The sequence below is a fragment of the Streptomyces sp. NPDC090077 genome, assembly GCF_044747545.1.
In the GTDB taxonomy this organism is placed as follows: Bacteria; Actinomycetota; Actinomycetes; order Streptomycetales; family Streptomycetaceae; genus Streptomyces.
Genome location: NZ_JBIVEG010000008.1, coordinates 228,812 through 243,274, shown reverse-complemented (window position 1 = coordinate 243,274; position 14,463 = coordinate 228,812). Strand labels below are relative to the sequence as shown.

The window sequence follows — 14,463 nt, the reverse complement described above, 5'->3', positions numbered from 1 at the left end:
TGACCGGATGGACATCCGGCGACGCGAACCAGACGACCTCGGCGCGTGCGAGCGCGTACTCGCCGAGGTCCACCACGGCGACGGCTACCCGGTGGACTGGCCCGAGCGGCCGCGGGACTGGCTGTCGCCGCCCGCACTGCTCGGCAGCTGGGTGGCGGAGCGGGACGGCCGCGTGGCCGGCCACGTCGCCCTGTGCCGGAGCGGGCCGGGCGACTCGGCGCCGGAGCTGTGGAGCCGGCGGACGGGGACGCCCGCGGAGTGCGTGGCCGTGGTCAGCCGGCTGTTCGTCGCGCCCGGCGCGCGCGGGCACGGCACCGGCGCCCTGCTGATGGCGCGGGCCGTGCGCGGGGCGCGGGAGCTCGGGCTGCACCCGGTGCTCGACGTGGTGTCCTCCGACGAGGCGGCCGCCGCACTGTACGAGCGGCTCGGCTGGAGCCTGCTGGCGACCGTCGAGCAGTCCTGGGGCCCCGGCCGGGTGGTCCGCGTGCACTGCTACGCCGCGCCCGTGTAGGCCCGTTACGGGTTCGCGATGACCAGCAGGGTGCGGGCGGGCGCCGCACCCCCGCCCGCCAGTACGCAGCGGTGCGGCAGGTCGCCCCGGTGGTGGGCGCTCTGGCCGGCCGTGAGCAACAGGGGTTCCTCTCCCCGCACTTCGAGGACGACCTCCCCTTCCAGGACGTAGAGGAAGTCCTCGCCGGGGTGCTCGAACCAGCCGCGCTCGCCCCGGCCGGGCTCGAAGTGGTGCTCGTAGGCCTCCATCAGCGCGCTGCGCCCGCCCGGGATGAGCACCCGGGCCACCTGCCCGGCGGCCTCGCTGACGCGGATCACCTGCGGATCGCTCTCGTGGCTGACCACGCCCGGCCGGCCCGGCGGCCGCAGGAAGGTCCCGGGGGCCACGTCGAGGGATTCGGCGATCCGGTAGATCGAACTGAGGCTGGGCGTGGCCAGTCCGCGTTCGAGCTGGCTGAGGAAGGGCTGCGAGAGGCCCGAGCGGGCGGCCAGTACGGCCATGGAGACCCGGCGTGCCGTCCGGCACTCGCGGATCGCGCGGCCGACCTCGATGGCTTCGGGTGTGGGTTCGGGGCGGGACACGCTGGTGAACGTACCCCATCGGCTCCGGGCGGCCGGGTGGGCCCGGGAGGTTTCGTACTGCTGCAACACACCGTTCATAAGCGTCGTCAATTATTGACCTCACTTATGAACGGCAGGCCGGCGACGGCCGGACAGCAGATGAGGAGTGCTCGCGTGCACCCCACCCCCTCCCCCACGGGCCGGGCCCTCGGCCGGTTCGGCCCGCCGCTCGGCGCGGCCGCCGCCGTGCTCGGGCTCTGGTCCCTGCTCGCCTGGTCGGGCGCGGTGGCGCCGGGTCTCCTGCCCACGCCGGCCGACACCCTCGCCGCGCTGGCGGACAGCGCCCGCAGCGGGGTGCTGGCCGACGACCTCGCCGCCAGCCTGGCCCGTGCGGGGCAGGGCTTCGCACTGGGGGCGGTCGTGGGCGGCGCCCTCGGCTTCGCGACCGGGTACCTGCCGCGCCTCTCGGCCGCGGTCACCCCGGTGGTCTCCTTCCTGCGGCCCATCCCCGCGATCGCGCTGGTGCCGCTGGCGACGGCCTGGTTCGGCATCGGCGAGAGCGCGAAGCGGCTGCTGATCGCGTACGCCGTGCTCCTCGCGGTTTGGCTGTACGTCCACGACGGGGTCTCGCGGGTGCCGGTCTCACACCTGAGGGCGGCCCGGTCGCTGGGCGCGCCGCTGCACCGGCGGTTCACCGAGGTGCTGCTGCCGGCCGCCGCACCGGCGCTGCTGGCGGCGCTGCGCTACGGGGCCTCGGTGGCACTGCTGGCGCTGGTCGCCGCCGAACTGGGCGGCGCGGACAGCGGGCTGGCGTACCGGCTCCAGGTGGACGGCCAGTTCCTGCGGGTGGACCGGATGTTCGCCGGGCTGCTCGTGCTCGGGCTGCTGGGCGTGGCGGCGGATCTCGCACTGGCCGCCGTCGGACGCCGCTTCGTGCACTGGAGCGCGTCATGAGCCTCGAAGTACGGCTGGAGGGGCTGACGGTGGGCTACGGCACGACGGCTCCGGTCCTGGAGCGGACGGACCTGGTGTTCCCGGCGGGGTCGTTCACCGCGCTGCTGGGACCCAGCGGCTGCGGCAAGTCCACGGTGCTGAACACGGTGGCGGGCTTCGTCCGCCCGGCTTCGGGCCGGGTGACGGCGGGTTCCGTACCGGTGGAGGGGCCGGGCCCGGAACGGGGCGTGGTCTTCCAGCACTACGCGCTCTTCCCGTGGCGCACGGCCCGGGGCAACGTCGAGTTCGCGCTGAAACGGCTCGGGCTGCCGCGGCGGGAACGGCGCGAACGGGCGCTGGCCGCGCTGGCGGAGGTCGGCCTGTCGGACGGCGCGGACAAGTACCCGGCGCAGCTGTCGGGCGGGATGCAGCAGCGCGTGGCGCTGGCCCGGGCGCTGGCGGCGGAGCCGGAAGTACTGCTGATGGACGAGCCGTTCGGGGCGCTGGACGCACTGACCCGGGGCCGGATGCAGGACCTGCTGCGGAAGCTGTGGCGGCGCAGCGGGACCACGGTGGTGTTCGTGACGCACGACATCGACGAAGCGCTGGCCCTGGCCGGGCGGGTGGTGGTGCTGGGCGCCTCCCCGGGCCGGGTCCTCGCCGACCACCCCGTCCCCCCGGGCCCCCCGGACCCGGACCTCCGCGCCCTGATAGCCCGCCACCTGACCACCCCCTGACCCGGGCCGCCCGCATTCCGGCACCCGGACCGGCCCGTACGGACCGCCTCCGGGCCCGGACCCACACGGACCGGCTCCGGGCCCCGGCGCAGCTCCCTCGTCCCCCTCCCCCCTCCCCTCCCCCGTCCCGGAAAGGACCTCCAGTCATGCCCCGTCACAGAACCGGACCCCGCGCAGTGGCCGCCGTGCTGTTCGCCGCCCTGCTGTCGCTCGGCGTCACCGGCTGCGCGCAGACCCCCGAGGGGAGCGGCCGGCGGGCCGTGACCGTGGCCGGGAGCGACCAGCTCGGCGGCGCGCCGGTGTACCTCGCGCAGGAGCGGGGGCTCTGGGCCGAGGAGGGCCTCGACGCCACCGTGACCACCCTGTCCACCGGGCGGGACGCGCTGAACGCCGTCCTCGGCGGGCAGGCGCAGTTCGGGGTCGTGGGCGACCTGCCCGCCGTGACGGCCGCGCTCGGCGGGCGGGACGTGCGGATCGTCGCCGACCTGTCGCGGTTCTCCGACTGGCGCCTGCTCACCCGTACCGACCGCGGCATCACCGGCTTCGCCGCGCTCAAGGGCCGCAAGGTCGGGGTCCCGCAGGGCACCAACGTCGAGTACGCCCTGAGCCGGATGCTCGCCTCGGAGCGGCTGACCCCGGCCGACGTGACCGTGGTCAACCTGGCCCCGAACCAGGTCGCGGCGGCACTCGCCCGCGGCGACGTCGACGCCGGGGTCACCTTCCCCAGCTTCTACGACGCCGCCCGCACCGCCCTGGCCGACCGCTACGCCGAGGTTCCCTTCTCCGGCTACACCGCCCGAACCCTGCTCGTCTCGGGCCCCTCCGCCGACGACGCCGCGGCCACCGCCGTCCTGCGTACGGTGCTCCGGGCGCAGCGGGCCGCCGGGGCCGACCCGGCCGCCGCGCGGGCGGCCGTCGTCGCCCAGTCCAAGGGCGCGCTCCAGGCCGGCTACGTCGACGCCTTCCACCCGCGCTACACGTACGGCGCGAGCCTGACCCCCGAGCTGGTCGCCCAGCTGGCCGACGAGGCCGCCTGGGCCAAGGCCGCCCAGAACCTGCCCGGCTCCGCCGACCCGCAGGCGCTGCGCGAACGGCTGCGCCCCGCACCCCTGGCGGCGGCCGACCCGGCCGCCGTCACCCTCCCCTGACCCTCCACACCCTCCACCGACCTCCACCAGGAAGCAGGTACGCACACCATGACCGTCGACCAGAACACCCTCCGCCGCCGCGGCACCGGACTGCGCGCGCACGACCCCGAGCGCAGCTACGGCGGCTACACCCTCTACACCCCCATCACCAGCGAGGGCACGATCCACCTCGTCGACATCGAGGGCAAGCCGGTCCACACCTGGAACTCGCCCCACCCGCCGGGCCGCCAGGCCCGGCTCCTCCCGAACGGCAACCTCTTCTACGCGGCGAAGGACACCTCGGGCCCGACCCTCTTCCCGATCTGGGACGTCTACCACGGCGGCATCTTCCAGGAGCTGGCCCCGGACTCCACGGTGCTGCGCGAGGCCCGGCACCCCTTCCACCACCACGACGCCTCGATCCTGCGCAACGGCAACCTGCTCATCACCGGCGTGGAGCCGCTGTCGGCGGCGGACGCCGCCCGGATCCGCGGCGGGATCCCCGGTTCGGAGGCCCCGGGCGGGGTGATCTACGGGGACGTGGTGTACGAACTGACCTGGGAGGGCAAGGTGCTGTGGCGCTGGGCGGCCATCGAGCACCTGGACCCCGAGGAGGTGCCGCTGAACCCGCACTTCGCCCGGGAGCACTGGCCGATGGCCAACACGGTCAACGAACTGGCCGACGGCGGCATCGTGGTGGGCTTCCGCAGCGCCTCGACCACGGTGGCCGTGGACCGCGCCGACGGCTCCGTCCGCTGGCGGATCGGCCCCGACGTGCTGGCCCAGCAGCACTACCCGCACGAACTGCCGGGCGGCACCGTCCTGGTCTTCGACAACGGGACCTACCGGGACACCACCTCGGTGCCGTACTCGCGGGTGCTGGAACTGGATCCGGTCAGCGGCACGGAGGTCTGGTCGTACGAGGACAACCCGCCGCAGAACTTCTTCAGCCCCTACATGTCCAGCGCGCAGCGCCTGCCGAACGGGAACACGTTCATCGCGGAGGGTTCCTTCGGGCGCCTCTTCGAGGTGACCCCGGACGGGGACGTGGTCTGGGAGTTCATCGTCCCGGAGTTCGGCTCGTTCAGCCGGGGCACGGGCCTGGAGTCCTCGCGCGGCGCCCAGAACTCGGTGTTCCGCGCCTACCGGCACGCCGCGGACGAGATCCCCTGGCTCTGACGGCCCTCCCCCTCGCCCCGCCCATCGGACGGCCCCATTCCGGCAGCTGGTTTCGGCCACGCGGCCGGACGCGATGGCCGGACGGTACCCGATGGGTGGGGCCGGGGGCCCCGAGGGGTGGCCGGAAGGCGACCATGCCCGGATGAACGGGGGCTTACGGGCTGGTAACTTGCGCGAGTTGATCTAGGCCGGGGACCGGTTTCACCATGCCGCCCGGCCCGAGCCACCCCCCAGCACCAAGGAACCACATTGGCACGCACCGTCCGCACGACGGCCCTCTCGCTCACCCTCTCCTTCGCCCTGCTCCCCGCCGCGCCGGCGTTCGCCGACTCGCCGACCCCGCACCTGGACTCGATCGAGCAGACCCTGCGCCAGGTCTCCCCCGGTCTCGAGGGCTCGGTCTGGGAGCGCACGGCCGGCAACACCCTCGGCGCCTCCGCCCCCGGCGGCTCCGACTGGCTGCTCCAGACCCCCGGCTGCTGGGGCGACCCGTCCTGCACCGACCGTCCGGGCTCGCGCCGGCTGCTGGAGAAGACCCGGCAGGACATCGCCAAGGCCCGGCAGACCGTGGACATATCCACCCTCGCGCCCTTCCCCAACGGCGGGTTCCAGGACGCGATCGTGGCCGGCCTCAAGGAGGCCGTACAGAAGGGCAACAAGCTCCAGGTCCGCATCCTGGTGGGCGCCGCGCCGATCTACCACGCCAACGTGATCCCGTCCTCGTACCGTGACGAGCTGGTGGCCAAGCTGGGCCCGGACGCCGCGAACGTCACGCTCAACGTGGCCTCGATGACCACCTCGAAGACCGGCTTCTCCTGGAACCACTCCAAGCTGGTGGTGGTGGACGGCGGCACGGTGATCACCGGCGGCATCAACAGCTGGAAGGACGACTACCTCGACACCGCGCACCCGGTGAACGACGTCGACCTCGCGCTGGCCGGTCCCGCGGCGGGCTCGGCCGGCCGCTACCTCGACACCCTGTGGGACTGGACCTGCCGCAACAAGACCAGCTGGAGCAGCGTCTGGTTCGCCTCCTCCAACAACGCCGGGTGCATGCCCACCCTGCCCCGCCCGGCCGCCCCGGCCGGCGGCGACGTCCCCGCCATCGCGGTCGGCGGCCTCGGCATCGGCATCCGCCAGAGCGACCCGACGTCGGCGTTCAAGCCGGTCCTGCCGACGGCCCCCGACACCAAGTGCGGCATCGGCGTGGCCGACCGGACCAACGCCGACCGGGACTACGACACGGTCAACCCGGAGGAGAGCGCGCTGCGCGCGCTCGTAGCCAGCGCCAACAGCCACATCGAGATCTCCCAGCAGGACGTGCACGCGACCTGCCCGCCGCTGCCCCGCTACGACGTCCGGCTCTACGACACCCTCGCCGCGAAGCTGGCGGCCGGCGTGAAGGTCCGCATCGTCGTCAGCGACCCGGCGAACCGCGGCGCGGTCGGCAGCGACGGCTACTCGCAGATCAAGTCGCTGAACGAGGTGAGCGACGCGCTGCGCGGCCGCCTGACGGCCCTGACCGGCGACGAGCGCACGTCCAAGGCCGCGATGTGCCAGAACCTCCAGCTGGCGACCTTCCGCGCCTCGGACAGGGCGACGTGGGCGGACGGCAAGCCGTACGCCCAGCACCACAAGCTGGTCTCGGTGGACGACTCCGCCTTCTACATCGGCTCGAAGAACCTGTACCCGTCCTGGCTCCAGGACTTCGGCTACGTCGTCGAGAGCCCGGCCGCCGCGAACCAGCTGAAGGACTCCCTGCTGGCTCCGCAGTGGAAGTACTCGCAGGCGACCGCGACGTACGACTACGCGCGCGGCCTCTGCCAGGCCTGACGGCCGGCGGCCCGGCCGCCGGGCGGCCGCGCCCCGCTCCGGGTCAGCGCCTGCGCTGACCCGGGGTGGACGCCAGCAGCAGCGCCTCGGAGACGAGGCGGGCGCCCCGGGAGAGGCGGCCGAGCTGTTCGAGCTCGATGGCGTACATCCTGATCGTGTTCTCGATGACCGACTCGGCGACGCCCATCGTCGGCAGCTCGGCCCGGCTGGTGTGCAGGGCGACGCGGACCGCGCGCATCTCGTGCTGGAGCTGGAGCTGGACGTGCCGGGCGAGCAGGGCGTGGTGACGGGTCAGCGTGAGGTAGCTGCCGTAGCGGGCCGGGAGGAGGTCCCGCAGCCAGCGGGTGGCGCTGCGTTCCCAGTCGTGCGTGCCGGGGGCCTTGACCTGCAGGGGCCAGTCCGGGCTGCGCGTGAGGGTGGCCGTCTGGGGCATTCTCGTCACTTCCGAGTGGTGTCGAACTCTGATCGAGACACTGAGGGGGGCGGCCTCGGTCCAGGGGTTGACCGAGGCCGCCGGGGGCGCTCCTCCGGGGGATCCACAAGCCTTGACGCGGCACCCGGTCCCGCCGTGAGGAGGTTCGGCGTACTGGGTGGCCGTTCGAGGCGGACGAGGGGAACGTCCGCCTTTGGCGTCTGAGGGATCCGGAGCGCCGCCGTCAGTAAACATATATACCGTCGAGTAATCAAGGGTATGAAAAATTTCATGCATGCCCAGGCTCTGAATATCTCCCGGTCGCGCAGGGGTGTACGACGGGTGAAATCGGGCCTTACATGAAGAAACCGTGCTGGTCGGCGACCTGCTCGTACTGTTCGAGCCGCGCCTGGGTCCGCTCGGGGTCCGCGTCCGCCATCGCCTGGAGCAGGGCGGCGGAGAGCATCCCGGGGGCCGCGTACGAGTCGAACACCAGCCGGGAGCCGGTGCCGGCGGTCAGCACCACGTCGGCCGCCTCCACCAGCGGCCCGACGGTCGGGTCCGTGATCAGGACGACCTTCAGGCCCGTGCTGCGGGCCGCGCGCAGGGCGGCCAGGGTCTCGTTGGCGTGCCGGGGCATGGCGAAGGCCAGCACCCAGCTCCCGCCCGCCGCCCGGCACTGGAGCAGGGCGTCGTAGGCCACGCTGCCGCCCCGGGTCACGAGGCGGACGTCGGGGTGGATGCGGCGGGCCGCGTAGGCGAAGTACTCCGCCAGCGAGACCGAGATCCGCAGGCCCAGCACGGTCAGCGGGACGGAGCGGGCCAGCTCGCGGCCGATCTCCAGGACCTGGTTGGTGTCGGCGAGGAGCCGGCGCACGTTCTCCAGGTTCTCGATCTCGGCGTCGACGGCGGCCTGGAGCTCGTTCTGCCGGATCTGCTCCTTGCTGTCCGGGGTGCCCGCGACCGCCGACAGGGCGATGGGCTGGAGGACGTCCCGCAGGGCCGGATAGCCGCTGAAGCCGAGCGAGGAGGCGAACCGGGTCACGGAGGGCTGGCTGACGCCCACCCGCTCCGCGAGCTCGGTGATGGAGAGGAAGGCCGCCTCGGTGAGGTGGTCGATCAGGTACTGGGCGATCCGCCGCTGACCGGGTGAGAGCCGGTGGCCGTCGAAGAGCGCGAGGAGCCGCTCGGCCGGCGGCTTCTCCTGCCCCGGCGGGGTCCCGCCGGGCGTGATCGCGGCCGCCTGCGCGCGTGCCTGCTGCCCCGATGACACCGGCGGCCTCCTTCTCACGTCACTCTCCCTCCAACATAGCCCACGCTCCGTGGCCGGATGATCATTTGGGGGGCGGGAGCCGCCGCACCCGAGGGCACGGCGGCACCCGGTCACGTCCGGGGCCGGGAGGGGCGGCCCGAGCCGCGGGTGAGGGAGTACCCGTAGATGCCCGCGAGGGCCCCGAGCACCCCGCCGGCGGCCGTCCACAGCCAGCGGTCGGACCACCAGCCGCCGGACCAGCCGCCCTCCGGGGCGCGCGCCTCCCGCTGCTGCTCGGAGGCGCCCGCGATGCCCGGGACCAGGGGCTCGGCCAGGGCGGCGTCCACCGCCGTGGCCCCGCCCGTCTCCTTCACCTCGGCCTCGACCTGCGCCTTCACGGGCAGGCCCAGGTCCTCCTCGTGCGCCGCGACGGCCGTCAGACGGACGTAGTAGCTGCCCGGGAGCGGGTCGTTCGACCAGGCCTCGGCCCCGGAGCGGACGGTGCGCAGGGTGCAGGAGAGCTCCACGGTGGCGGCCTCCCTGGCCGCCGCCGCGCTCTGGTGCCCGTACATGCAGGGCTGCCTGCGGCGCAGGCCGTCGTACACGTCGAGCCGCCACGTCTGCGCGCCGTGCCGGACGGCGGACTCCGGGAGCGTCACCGAGGCCCGGACCGTGGCCCGTTGGCCCGTGTCGGCGGGGAACGCCCAGTAGAGGTAGTCGCCGGTGGACCCGGCGGCGGTGGCCTTCTGGCCGGGCCTGAAGAGCGCCGCGGTGCGGAAGCCCGTGCCGGCCTCGGTCGGGGCCCTGCCGTCCTTGCCGGTGCCCTGGCCCGCGCTCGGGGTGGGGCTCGGTGTCGGTGCCGCGGTGGCCGTGGCCGCCGGGGCGAGGAGCGCGGCTCCCGCCAGCAGGGCGGCGGTCAGGGTGCGTACGGTACGCATCAGTTGGTCCTCCAGACGGAGATGCGCCAGCGCGAGATCCAGCCCCAGACCAGACCGGCGAGCAGGCCGGTCAGCACCAGCAGGCCGATCAGCCACCAGCCCCGGCCGAGGCCGAAGGAGGCCGCGTCGGTGCCGCCGTCGGGGCCGTCGACGAGGTCGATGGTCAGCTCGACGGGCATGCCGGGGGTGGTCTTGACGGCCGGGCCGGCCGCGAAGGAGTTGCTGACCTGGAGGCAGACGGTCTCGGTCTTCTCCGCGTCGTCCCCGTCGAGTTCGGGCTTCGGGTAGCGCAGGCCGGTGGAGATGACGTCGGTCCGGCCGTCGCCGGCCTCGGAGCCGCGCACGATCTCCCGCCCGTGGACGGTCGTCGCGCGCAGCAGTACGCCGTAGTCGTTGTTGACGGCCCGGTCGGCGCCGATGCTGACCGAGGCGCGCAGCTCCTGGCCGGGGCGGACGTCGACCTTGTACCAGCGGTGCTCGCCGAAGGTCTCGCGGTCGCTGTAGAGGCCGGCCTTCAGCAGCGGGGCGCTCTGGCACTGCTTGGCGCCCTCGGTGGCCACGGGGGTGGCGACGGGGTCGGCGGCGCGGTCGACGAGCTGTCTGACCCGGCCGGAGAGCTCGGCCGTGTGCGTCACGGAGGTGTACGTGCCTCCGGTGGCCTCCGCGATGCAGGTGAGCTGGGCGCGGGTCTTGGCGTCGGGGACGAGGCCGAGGGTGTCGACGACGAGGTGGATGCCCTTGGCGGCGATCTCGCGGGCCACCTCGCAGGGGTCGAGCGGGGCGCAGGTGTCCTCGCCGTCGGTGATGAGGACGATCCGGCGGGTGGCGTTGCCGCCCTCCAGGTCCTGGGCGGCGGCCTGGAGGGCGGGCCCGATGGGGGTCCAGCCGGTGGGCGCGAGGGTGGCGACGGCGGTCTTCGCCTCGGTGCGGTTCACCGCGCCGACGGGGTAGAGCTGTTTGGTGTCCTTGCAGCCGAGCGCCCTGTCGTCACCGGGGTAGGTGGCGCCCAGGGTCCTTATGCCCAGGCGGACTTCACCGGGTACCGCGTCGAGGACCTCGTTGAAGGCCTGCTTCGCGGCGGCCATGCGGGACTGTCCGTCGATGTCGTTCGCGCGCATGGAGCCGCTGACGTCGAGCACGAGCTCGACCTTCGGCGGCTCCTTCGCCGGTCCGTCGGCGGCGGCCGCGGTCGACGGGAGGAGTCCCGCGGTCAAGGCGACGAACAGGCCGCAGGCCCCTGCCGCCAGTCGTTTTCTTGTGATCATCGCCGGATCGTATTGAGGATCCGGCGCCATGCCAAAACGCGTACCGGCAGGCGGTATCCGCGGTTCCGCGGGGACCGGCTACCAGCGCACCGGCAGCCGGGTCACGCCGTGCATCAGGGTGCCCGGGATCCACTCCAGGGGGCCGCCGGCCGGGTCGGCCTCCAGGGCGGGGAACCGTTCCAGCAGGCTCCGGACGGCGATCCGGCCCTCCATCCGGGCCAGTGGCGCGCCGAGGCAGAAGTGCAGCCCGTGCCCGAAGGCGAGGTGGCCGCCGGGGGCGCGCCGGATGTCGAACGCGTCGGGTTCGGCGAAGCGGTCCGGGTCGCGGCCGGCGCCCGCGAGGGAGGCCAGTACGACCGACCCGGCGGGGATGAGGGTGCCGCCGAGCTCCACGTCCCGGGCGGCGTAGCGGTAGGTGGCGTTCTGCACGGGGCCGTCGTAGCGGAGCATCTCCTCCACGGCCCCGCCGAGCAGGCCGTCGGGGTCGGCGCGGAGTGCGGCCAGTTGGTCCGGGTGCGCGAACAGGGCGCGTACGCCGTTGGAGATGAGGTTGACGGTGGTCTCGTGGCCGGCGACGAGCAGCAGGAAGGCCATCCCGATCAGTTCGTCGGGGGAGAGCGAGTCGCCGTCCTCGTCGCGGGTGCGGATCAGGGCGCTGAGCAGGTCGTCGCCCGGGGACTTGGCCTTCTCGGCGACGAGGTCGGTGAGGTAGAGGGTGAGCTGGACGAACGCCTCCTCGTTCGTGGTCTCCGGGCGGGGTGCGACGATCTCGTTGGACCAGCGGCGGAAGCGTTCGCGGTCGAGGTCGGGGACGCCGAGGAGCTCGCAGATCACCGTCATGGGGAGCGGGAAGGCGAGGGCCTCGACCAGGTCGGCGGAGCGTTCGGGCCGGGCGGCCATCGCGTCCAGCAGCTCGTCCGTGATCCGCTGGACGCGGGGACGCATCGCCTCCACCCGGCGGGCGGTGAACTCCCGGGCCACCAGGCGGCGCAGCCGGGTGTGGTGGGGCGGGTCGGCCTCCAGCATGTTGGCGCTGGAGGCGCTGGGCTCGATGTCCGGATACAGCCCGGAGTTGCGCCAGTCCTTGAGCAGGTCCGGGTGGGTGAGGGCCTGGCGGGCCTCCTCGTACCCGACGACGAGCCAGTACGCGTCCTGCTGGGGCCCGGGGCCCCTGACCTGGTGGACCGGCCCGGCGGCGCGCAGTGCCGCGTAGAAGGAGTGCGGGTCGGAGTCGAAGTCGGGGGCGCTGGAGGTGATGTCGACGAGGGCCATCGGGTCACCCTACGACGGTCGAGGCCGCCTGGAGGGGGGTGAATCCGGCCACGTGCCGCGGTGCGTCCCGTGGCCGGTCCCGTGCGCGGGTGTTCCCGTCCGGTCCGTCCGGTCCGTCAGCCGGGCAGGCCTTCGGGGAGGCGGCCGGTGTGGAGCACCCCGAGGTGCTGGGTCGCGCGGGTGAGGGCGACGTAGAGGTCGCTCGGGTCGAGGTCCGCGGGCTCGGCGACGATCACCGTGTCGAACTCCAGCCCCTTGGCCTGGCGGGCGTCGAGCAGGACCACCGGCCGGGTGAGGTCGGGCTGCTCGCCCGCCCGTACGCCGGGCAGTGCCGCGGCGAGGGCCGGGTGCAGGGGGCGGGGGGCGATCACGGCGAGCCGGCCCTCGGCGGGCGCGCCGTCGCGGACGGCCGCGGCGACGGCGCCGGGGAGGTCGGCCGTCGCCCGCACCCAGGGGCGCACACCGGTGGAGCGCACCGAGCGGGGCGGTTCGAAGCCGGGCCGGTGCGCGCGGAGCACTCCGGCCGCCAGCTCCATGATCTCGGCGGGCGTGCGGTAGTTGACGCCGAGCCGGACGTGTTCCCAGCGGTCGCCCACGTACGGGTCGAGGATCTGCTTCCAGGAGCCGCCGCCGGCCTCGTCGCCGGTCTGCGCGGGGTCGCCGACCAGGGTCATGGAGCGGGTCGGGCAGCGGCGCATGAGCAGTCGCCAGGCCATCTCGGACAGCTCCTGGGCCTCGTCGACGACGAGGTGGCCGAAGGCCCAGGTGCGGTCGGCGGCGGCGCGTTCGGCGGTGGTGCGGTGGTCGGCCTCCTCGTGCCGCTCGGCCATCCGCTCGGCGTCGATGATGTCGTGGGCGGCGAGGTACTCGTTCTCCATGTCCTCGAACTCGTAGGACTCCGAGCCCTGGGAGAGGTCCAGGACGCCCTGGGCGTAGGCGATGCGCTCCAGCCGGTCGCGTGCGGCGGCGGCCCGGAGGGCGCTGTCGTCGACGCCGAGGAGTTCGGCGGCCTCGTCGAGGAGCGGGACGTCGGCCGGGGTCCACTCGCCCTGGGTGCGGCGGATCAGCGCGGCGTCCTCGGCCGGGAGGTGGGTGGGGTCCGCGAGGAACTCGGCGACCAGCTGTTCGGGGGTCAGGTGCGGCCAGAGGGTGTCGATGGCGGCGTGCACCTCGGAGCTGGTGGCGATCTCCTTGCCGAGCTGTGCGACGTCGTCCGGGCCGAGCAGGTTGGGGCCGCCGTAGGGGTCGGCGCCGAGCCGGTCGGCGAGCTGCTCGGTGAGGGAGTCGATGACGGCGAACGCGAAGTAGGGGCGGGCCAGGTTGTGGGGCAGGGCGGTGGTGCGGGCGCGGTCGCGGGCGGCGTGCGCCATGGTCCGGTCGAGCAGGAGGGTGCCGTAGTCGTCGTGGTCGATCTCCAGCGCCGGCTCCGGGACCACGGCGCTGTCCTCGCCGCTGCCGGCGGGTACGGCCTCGGGGAGGGTCTGCCGGTCGGCGACGACCCGGGCGAGGGCGTCGGCCATGGCCGCGCGGCCCTTGACGGCGGCGGCGCCGGGGCGGTCGGTGCCGGTGGCCCGGATGCCCGGGTAGAGGTCCCCGGGGGAGGCGAGGAGCACCCCGGTCTCGCCGAGGGCGGGCAGCACCTCGCCGATGTAGCCGAGGAAGGCGGGGTTGGGGCCGACGATCAGCACGCCGCGTTTGGCGAGCAGCTCGCGCTGGGCGTAGAGGAGGAAGGCGGCGCGGTGCAGGGCCACGGCCGTCTTGCCGGTGCCGGGGCCGCCCTCGACGACGAGGACGCCCTGGTGCGGGGAGCGGATGATGCGGTCCTGGTCGGCCTGGATGGTCCGGACGATGTCGTGCATGCGGCCGGTGCGGGCCGCGTCGAGGGCGGCGAGCAGCACGGCGTCCGCGTCGGCGCCCTCGTAGCCGGTGCGCTCGGTGTCGGCGAGGTCGAGGATCTCGTCGTGCAGGGCGGTGACGCGCCGCCCCTGGGTGGTGATGTGGCGCCGGCGGCGCAGGCCCATCGGGACGTGTCCGGTGGCCAGGTAGAAGGGGCGGGCCGCTTCGGCGCGCCAGTCGAGGACGAGGGGGGTGCGTTCGGCGTCGTCCTGCCTGATCCCGATGCGGCCGATGTGGTGGTCGCGGCCGTCGGAGAACTCCAGGCGGCCGAAACACAGACCGTGTTCGGAGGAGTTCAGGGCGGAAAGCAGGCCGGACTGCTCGGCGACGAGGACGTCCCTTTCCAGCCGCGCCTGGAAACCGTTGCCGCCCTCCCCCAGGGCGCTCTGGAGGGCCCGTTCCGCCTGGTCCCGCAGGTCTTCGAGGCGCGCGTAGAGCTCGGTGATGAATTCCTGCTCGCTCTGAAATTCGGTGTTTGACAATTTCGCTCCCAGCGCGATACGATGTCCCCGTAAAGCTTCGTCACGCCCTCATTCACACGAGAGCGT

The 14,463-nt window shown here is 73.8% G+C and carries 13 protein-coding genes; 6 read left to right on the top strand and 7 right to left on the bottom strand.

Annotation, left to right across the window (positions count from 1 at the left end; translation table 11 throughout):
- Positions 1-7 precede the first annotated feature (7 nt).
- On the top strand, positions 8-511 hold the full coding sequence (locus ACIPW5_RS16695) for a GNAT family N-acetyltransferase (RefSeq protein ID WP_401245261.1): 504 nt from the start codon (positions 8-10) through the stop codon (positions 509-511).
- Positions 512-516: 5 nt separating this feature from the next.
- Here the strand turns inward: ACIPW5_RS16695 and ACIPW5_RS16690 are convergent, their stop codons facing one another.
- Positions 517-1,092: a helix-turn-helix domain-containing protein gene (locus ACIPW5_RS16690; RefSeq protein ID WP_401245259.1), complete on the bottom strand. Its 576-nt coding sequence runs from the start codon at positions 1,090-1,092 to the stop codon at positions 517-519.
- Positions 1,093-1,245: 153 nt separating this feature from the next.
- On the opposite strand from ACIPW5_RS16690, the gene ACIPW5_RS16685 reads away from it, so the two are divergent.
- From ACIPW5_RS16685 to ACIPW5_RS16665, 5 genes are all read left to right on the top strand, one after another.
- Complete coding sequence (locus ACIPW5_RS16685; RefSeq protein ID WP_401245257.1) at positions 1,246-2,025, top strand: ABC transporter permease; 780 nt, start codon at positions 1,246-1,248, stop codon at positions 2,023-2,025.
- On the top strand, positions 2,022-2,741 hold the full coding sequence (locus ACIPW5_RS16680) for an ABC transporter ATP-binding protein (RefSeq protein WP_401245255.1): 720 nt from the start codon (positions 2,022-2,024) through the stop codon (positions 2,739-2,741). Before ACIPW5_RS16685 ends, ACIPW5_RS16680 begins: the two co-directional genes overlap by 4 nt.
- A 146-nt stretch (positions 2,742-2,887) precedes the next feature.
- Positions 2,888-3,889: an ABC transporter substrate-binding protein gene (locus ACIPW5_RS16675; RefSeq protein WP_401245254.1), complete on the top strand. Its 1,002-nt coding sequence runs from the start codon at positions 2,888-2,890 to the stop codon at positions 3,887-3,889.
- Positions 3,890-3,937: 48 nt separating this feature from the next.
- Complete coding sequence (locus tag ACIPW5_RS16670) at positions 3,938-5,047, top strand: aryl-sulfate sulfotransferase (protein WP_401245252.1); 1,110 nt, start codon at positions 3,938-3,940, stop codon at positions 5,045-5,047.
- A gap of 249 nt (positions 5,048-5,296) precedes the next feature.
- The gene (locus ACIPW5_RS16665; RefSeq protein ID WP_401245250.1) at positions 5,297-6,880 is read left to right on the top strand and encodes a phospholipase; all 1,584 of its coding nucleotides are present in this window, start codon (positions 5,297-5,299) and stop codon (positions 6,878-6,880) included.
- A gap of 43 nt (positions 6,881-6,923) precedes the next feature.
- Here the strand turns inward: ACIPW5_RS16665 and ACIPW5_RS16660 are convergent, their stop codons facing one another.
- From ACIPW5_RS16660 to ACIPW5_RS16635, 6 genes are all read right to left on the bottom strand, one after another.
- Complete coding sequence (locus ACIPW5_RS16660) at positions 6,924-7,313, bottom strand: hypothetical protein (protein WP_401245372.1); 390 nt, start codon at positions 7,311-7,313, stop codon at positions 6,924-6,926.
- Positions 7,314-7,647: 334 nt separating this feature from the next.
- Positions 7,648-8,565, bottom strand: a complete 918-nt coding sequence (locus ACIPW5_RS16655) for a MurR/RpiR family transcriptional regulator (RefSeq protein ID WP_401245248.1) — start codon at positions 8,563-8,565, stop codon at positions 7,648-7,650.
- 110 nt (positions 8,566-8,675) lie between these two features.
- Positions 8,676-9,482 (bottom strand): hypothetical protein, encoded by an 807-nt coding sequence (locus tag ACIPW5_RS16650; protein ID WP_401245246.1) that lies wholly within the window; start codon positions 9,480-9,482, stop codon positions 8,676-8,678.
- Positions 9,482-10,747 carry a VWA domain-containing protein gene (locus ACIPW5_RS16645; protein ID WP_401245244.1) on the bottom strand — a complete coding sequence of 422 codons (1,266 nt, stop codon included), beginning with the start codon at positions 10,745-10,747 and terminating at the stop codon, positions 9,482-9,484. Before ACIPW5_RS16645 ends, ACIPW5_RS16650 begins: the two co-directional genes overlap by 1 nt.
- A gap of 78 nt (positions 10,748-10,825) precedes the next feature.
- The gene (locus tag ACIPW5_RS16640; protein ID WP_401245242.1) at positions 10,826-12,019 is read right to left on the bottom strand and encodes a cytochrome P450; all 1,194 of its coding nucleotides are present in this window, start codon (positions 12,017-12,019) and stop codon (positions 10,826-10,828) included.
- A 116-nt stretch (positions 12,020-12,135) separates the two neighbouring features.
- Positions 12,136-14,397: a HelD family protein gene (locus ACIPW5_RS16635; protein WP_401245240.1), complete on the bottom strand. Its 2,262-nt coding sequence runs from the start codon at positions 14,395-14,397 to the stop codon at positions 12,136-12,138.
- Positions 14,398-14,463: the final 66 nt, after the last annotated feature.